The organism is Candidatus Omnitrophota bacterium, assembly GCA_016929445.1.
Taxonomy (GTDB): domain Bacteria; phylum Omnitrophota; class Gorgyraeia; order JAFGIU01; family JAFGIU01; genus JAFGIU01.
In genome coordinates this window covers 1-6,160 of the sequence record JAFGIU010000095.1, presented here as the reverse complement: position 1 = coordinate 6,160, position 6,160 = coordinate 1, and the positions used below count along the sequence as shown (strand labels likewise).

At 57.4% G+C, this 6,160-nt stretch carries 5 protein-coding genes; 1 reads left to right on the top strand and 4 read right to left on the bottom strand.

The window, feature by feature from the left end; all coding sequences use genetic code 11:
- Positions 1–750: hypothetical protein (locus tag JW937_07710; protein ID MBN1587300.1), on the bottom strand; the 750-nt coding region annotated here is incomplete at its 3' end.
- Between the two features lie 91 nt (positions 751–841).
- On the opposite strand from JW937_07710, the gene JW937_07705 reads away from it, so the two are divergent.
- Complete coding sequence (locus tag JW937_07705; protein ID MBN1587299.1) at positions 842–3,985, top strand: cyclic nucleotide-binding domain-containing protein; 3,144 nt, start codon at positions 842–844, stop codon at positions 3,983–3,985.
- On the opposite strand, the gene JW937_07700 is transcribed toward JW937_07705, so the two are convergent.
- Genes JW937_07700 through JW937_07690 form a run of 3 tightly spaced genes read right to left on the bottom strand, consistent with a single transcriptional unit; the run spans position 3,935 to position 5,634 of the window.
- Entirely contained in the window at positions 3,935–4,351 is a 417-nt protein-coding gene (locus tag JW937_07700; GenBank protein ID MBN1587298.1) for a hypothetical protein, read from the bottom strand. The genes JW937_07705 and JW937_07700 overlap by 51 nt on opposite strands.
- A gap of 2 nt (positions 4,352–4,353) precedes the next feature.
- Positions 4,354–5,025 (bottom strand): DUF3047 domain-containing protein, encoded by a 672-nt coding sequence (locus JW937_07695; protein ID MBN1587297.1) that lies wholly within the window; start codon positions 5,023–5,025, stop codon positions 4,354–4,356.
- Entirely contained in the window at positions 5,026–5,634 is a 609-nt protein-coding gene (locus JW937_07690; protein MBN1587296.1) for a hypothetical protein, read from the bottom strand.
- Positions 5,635–6,160 lie beyond the last annotated feature (526 nt).

Sequence of the window (6,160 nt, the reverse complement as noted above, 5' to 3'; positions counted from 1 at the left end):
GCCCAAGGCCTCCAGCCCCACGGCGTCGTCAAAATCCTGAGCAGACTCGCCGTCAATGGTCACGATTTCGGCTTCGCGCAAATCGCGGCGCTTGCGCCGGCCCAATGAAAATTCCAGGGTCCCGGCCTCCTTGAGCGCAGCGCGGGGAAAAGGCACGCGCAGTTCATGGCGGCGGATAATGCGCTCCATCTCCACTTCGGGCGCTCCGGGCTGGCCCAGCACCTTGATGATCTTGCCCTTGGCGCTCTGTTTATCCCCGGGGAAACGAGTGATCTGCAAAAGGGCCAGATCCCCGTCCTCCACGCCCTGCCCTTTGCGGGATCCCTCGACTCCGAATTGGCAGCGGGCCTCTTCGGGGTCGGGCCAAAGAACCCAACCGCCCCCGCGCAAATGGCTCAACCTTCCTAAAATTTCTTTGCGCGTGCGCTCTATCAACCAAATTTTTCCCGCACGTTCTTTTCCGCGCCACAAACGGCTGACTTCCACGCGCACCTTGTCTCCGGCAAAATAACCGCGCGTGAGTTCCTCGGGCACGTACACATCGTCTTCTTTCTTGCCCCCGGAACCCACAAATCCAAAGCCGCGTTCATTGAGAATAAGAAAGCCTTCCACTGTGCGCGCTTGATGGCTGCGCGTGCGGCGCCCGTGTGCAGCCATGGTCGTGTTACGGCTCGGCCCGCTTGCTGTCTTCTTCTTAGGAAGATTCCTTCGAATGATTTTCCGTTTCTTCTTACCTTTTCTGGGGCTCACACATCCTCCTGTCTGACTTCAAAAGCGTAAATTCGTTGACAACAGCGTTTCACAACTGCTAAACTTCGTCAAGACTTGGAGTTATGCACCTATGATCCCCTGTTCGACCCTAGCCTGGTTTGATACGTACAGGCCGGTTCTCAAACCTGACATAACCCAGCTGATTTCCGAGGATTCCTCTGCGTTCAAAGCCGATTCCTCCGACTTCTTTTCCGAAGAAGAGCTCTTCTTCTTAAATCGCATGGACGGCTCCCACACCCTTCACGGCCTTAGCTTAGGACACCTTCAGGAATTCGGGACCTTAAACTTTGGCGGACTTTTGCGTTTGCTGGCGCGCCTCAGACAAGCGGGCTATTTGGCGGAACCGGAACACCCTAGCTGGGGCTATCGCGGCACTTGGGCTGCGGCACGGGCGCTGGGCGCAGTGCTGGCGCAGCTGAGGCCGCTCTATCAAAAAGTATGGATCAGAAATTCTCTGGAGAATATTTCACAAGAGGCCGCGAGCGGATGGCTCAAACCCATGAGCGCGTTCTTGCTTCTGGCCTTGAGCGGATTGGGAGCCTTTCTGCTTTGGACCCAGGTGCTTCCCCAAATGGGGCGCATCGGACTGGGCACAGGCTACTGGTTCTGGGACCTTTTTGTTGTGTGGGCCGCCCAGGGGCTCCTGAGCCTCGGCCACGCCAGGGTGGTGGGCCTTGTGGGACGCAGCCGGGGGATTTCACCCGTGACCTTGAGGTTGAGGGGCCTCCCGCTTTGGCCGGTCTGGTCCGTGGATCGCAGCTCACCGGTATGGCAGATCGGCGGTGCGCGCATCGCCTCGGCCCAGTGGGGGCTGGCCTGTGAATCGGCCGCGCCCGGCTATTTCGGGGCCCTGGCACTCAGTCTCCCTTTTGGAGCCTGGCGAGGCGCTATTGAACTTATCTGTCTGGTCAGTGTCTGCCGCACTGTGTGCCACCTGTGCCCGGTCGGCCCAACAGAAGCAACGCGATGGTGGAGAGAGATTGTCGAGACTTCCAACCCTTTACAGCACTGGTTCCACTTTCTCGCCCATCTTGCCCCTTGGGGAGAACGCCGCTCTCTGCACAATAGAGAACGCGACCTGCTCCACCTGGGTCTCTATACTTTTGCGTGGACACTCCTGTGGACCGGGCTGTGCGCCTCTTTTGCGCAGTGGGTTCGGTGGTTCGGCCTCTCCGGCTGGAGCCACTTTGCCTGGGGAGCCCGTGTCTTGATTGCGGGCGCGTATACGGGAGTGGCCCTGGGCCTTGCGCTCATCGGAATCCAGCTTTTCCTGCCTCTGCGCAGCGCAGCGCAATGGGTGCATCTGCCGCGCTCCGGCAAAAAACTGGGAAAGGACTCTCTCTTTGTGGGGGCAGGGCTCTTTGTGCTGCTCTTCATACTGCTCCACACGGTCCCCTCCGTGCATTTTGAAGGAAGCATTCCCATGGTCCTTTCGCTGATATCGGGCCTTTGCTTAACGCGCATTGCCGACGGGGCCGGGCGCAGCGGCGAGGGGCATGGCTTGCGCTTCCTGGCCTTTGTCTACGCCTTCTGGTCCGGGCTGCTCCTGGCAGGCACGGCAGCCGCAGGACAGGCCTTGCGCTTGCCTCTCATAGGCGAGTGGGGGCTCAGCATACTTTTTGCGTGCACTGCCCTCTATGCCTCTTTCACCGCGCTCCGGATCCTGATCCCGGGATTCCGGGCCTATTCTGCCATGGCCATGTGGATTTGCAGTGCGCTCCTCGCGGTCTTTTTCTGGAATGCCATCGGGATGGGCGCGGATAGCGGTTCCTTGGCTCTCTGGGCCCTGGCCAGCGCGCTCACACTGCTGGGCCTGGTGGTTGCGCGCGCCCCGGGCAAATACGCGTGGTCTTTGCTCAGTGCTTTGGGCGGAAGCTCCCTGTGGGTGCTCGCATGCATTCCGGCCTCCCGCATGCAATGCCCGGATCCTGTTTTCCTTTCTTTTGGCCTGGCCCTGCAATGCCTGGGCTTTTGGGCCCTGCTCCGCAATAGCCAATGCATTACGCCCCAATGCGTGTCCTTGATTCCCGGAGAGGATTCCGCCCCCAACTCGCTGGAGCGCCTCCCGCATCACTTTAGTGTGATTGTGGACACGCTGCTTTGGACAGCCCGGAGGCTTTCCGGCAGCCTAACTCAATCGGCTATCTCCAATGTGCTCGCGCGCACTCAGGGCACGGATCTTTGGATCCGTTTCGGCAAATTGCACATGGCCTATGACCGGCGCAGCGCCTCTCTGGTTGCGGCCTTTGAGCGCCTGCAACAGATCAGCGCCAACTACCTGGGCTGGAACGTGACCCGCAGAGCTCTGGAGAGCGCCATTGAGGAACTTCCCTGGGAGGATCGCGAATACTGGCGAGTCCTTCTGCGCTCCCGCTCCAAGAGTGCGGCCAAGTGGTCCAGAGTCAACGCCCTGCCCGCCCTTCCCTCCCTGACACAACGCACTGCGGGCGCCCGCAAATTTTTGAGCACCCACGGCCTCCCTCTGGGGCATGCTTCGGCTCTGGCCAGCAAAATGCTGTTCCGGCGTTTCACAAAGGGCTGCGTGATCCTTGAATCCGATTGCCCGCCCGAGGCCTGGTATGAAGTTATCAGCGGCGAATTGCAGGTTAAGGAGGTCAGCCCCTTTGGCAAGACCCGGATTCTGGCCAACCTGCGCAGCGGGCACAGTCTGGACGGCCAGTGTTTGAGACTGGCCTCCCAAGGCAATCCCCTTCTTGTCGCAGCGGAGAATACGGAACTCCTGATTATTCCGCGGACCGCGGCAGGGCTCTTTTTGCGCAACGGATCCGAACAAATACCGGAAGGGGACTGGACCCAGCTGCTCGCTCTTCCCCTGTTCCGCAGCTGTAATGCAATCCAGATTCACAACCTCTGGCTCAGACGGGAGACATTAAGCTTCGGGCAGGGAGAATTCCTTATTAAGCAGGATGAGCGCCTCATGCGCTTCTTCTACTTGCTGGAAGGCTCGATCTACTTACAGCGAAATGACACGGAGGAGCAGGACTTACTGGAGGCAGGAGATAGTTTCGGAGAGACAGCCCTGCTGAGTGTAAGACCCAGTGCATACACCGCAGTGGCTGCGGAAGATTCCACTCTCTATTCCTTCAGGCACCACGATTTTCTCGATCTCTTTCCCGTGTTTTGCCCGGATTCCCCCGTCCCATCAGCGCATGCTGTCGAGAAGCCGGTTGATGCGGTCGGCCACGGGCTTTAAATCATCCCCTTGCCGCAAATGAATGCGCCGGGAAGGATCCTTTCCTTCCAATATGGTATCGAGTTCCCTCTCCAAGCGCTGGACAGGCCCGATCAGACGGTGGGCCACGGTCATGGCCCAAAGCAAAAGAAGGATAAAGAGCGCGGGCAGCGCAAACCACATAATGGTATTCACACGCTCCAGGGCAGGCAGTAAATGCATGAGGATGGTTTCCGGCATGGCCAGCTCTTCCGCCACGACACGAAAGATCACGTGATAAAGGCACGCGCCCACAAACAGGGCCGGCATCCACATCACGATCAGAAACAAATACAGGTATCGCCTGGCCAGTTTAGAGGTTAAGAAGAATCTCGCTTTGGTTCGCATGATTACTCCTTCTTGTAGCCGAATTTGATTTCGTCAAAGGAAGCGCCGGCCAGAGTCTCTGTGTTATCCGAATCCGTCATAAAGGCCACAGCCCCTGCCCTGGCTTTCGGGGGACGGCCAAAGGCCGCGGTGTAGTCCTCATAAACATTGCGCTCCTCAAAAAACCACTCCCCCTTAGCGCCCGGCCCGCTCTGAACCACAAAGATTTTGATATTGCCGGAAAACGCGCTGCTTTCAATCGTGCCTTCGGGCAACGTCTCGGACCACACGTATTCCAATGCTTGGGAGTTTGTAAAGAGTAGCGCGGGGAAAATAACATACACGCGTGCGGCAAAGTCATCCTGGTCTTTTTCGGCGATATTCTCTGGCGGGGGCTTGTCCGGGAAATGGCTCACACGCCACTGCCAACTAATCATGGGCAATTCTTCGACACTGTAACGAACCTTGTAGTAGTAACCCGAGGCAGCGCTGTCCGATTGCGCGCGCACATAGGCGCCTTGTCCTTCATCCACAAGCTCGTAATGAACGTGGCCCTGGATAATCTTTTCTTCCCATTCCTCGAGCGATTCCGTGCTGTCAAAATTAAACTCTTTGAGCGGGGACGCATGAAGCGATCCCGCAATCAGAAGCAGGAGCCCGAGGCTCAGACAGATCCCTGTTGCCCGTCTGAGCATCTACGCCTCCCGCGCCTCGGCGAGCACGGCCTTGAGCGCTTCACACGTGGTGGTCACCTGGGACAGCTCCTGCTGCACAGCCCCCAGATTCCCCTCATTCGTGCTGCCCAGAGTCTGACTCATTCGCTTAAGGCGCTCGGTCATGTCCTCCAGATCAGCGACGGTTTTGTCCAATTGGGTCCCCCAATTGAGCAGGATGCCGTTGATCGCTGCCTCGAGCTGTTCCATGCGGTCGGACTCGCGGAAACGCACCTGCCGGATCAAGCCCTGGTCCCCGGCTTCCTCGGCCAAGCGATTCAGCCTGAAGATCGGCCCTGCAATCGCATGCGTGATCTGGATTACCAGCAAAACCGCGCACAGCAAGATCAGGATATTGATCGACAAAAGCGGAGACAGCATGCTGGCAAAACCACTTTGGAAACTGAGGCGTCCTTCGAACAGACCGTTGATCACCGCGTGCTTGCCCATGGCATAAAAGAAAAGGCTGCTCGATAGGGTCACTATCAGCAGCATTAGATAAACCTTGAGCATCAGCACCGGCTGTATGCTCTCCCTGAGGAAATATTTACGCCTGGGCCGGAACCCCAGCCGTTTAGAACTTTCGGACATAGCCCCCTCCTGTGAGTGTCCCCAAAACCACGGAACTGCTACTCAATGAAGAGGATACTAGTGCGTGCATTCAGTGTCAAACACACACGCAAAAAAGGACCCGGCCAGCGCCACTCAATGGATCTAACCGGGTCCGTCATCGGCCAGCAACTTTCTGGGTCAGAGAAGTCTTATTTCGAAGGCATGTGCCGCCAATAGCCTCTGACTCTCCTGCCGAAAACATTGGTATACCCCTTCACATGAATCAAACGACCCCTGCGCTGTTGTCTCCTCTTCATGCACGCACCTCCGTAAAAAGCGTCTGCCCCAGACGCTGATTGCAACGGATCCCAAGCTCAAAAGAGCATTTCTGAATATTTATATGGGAACTTTTATTAAAAGAAGTATAGCTGAGATGAGTGCGCTTTCAAGGGACCCAGGCCAAAAATTCCGGATTAAGTGCGGGATTGTTCCATGGCACGGGTGAGTTGCGATAAGCTCTCGTTAATAAAGAGCTTAAGAGTATCTTCCCCGCTAAGCTTGGGGT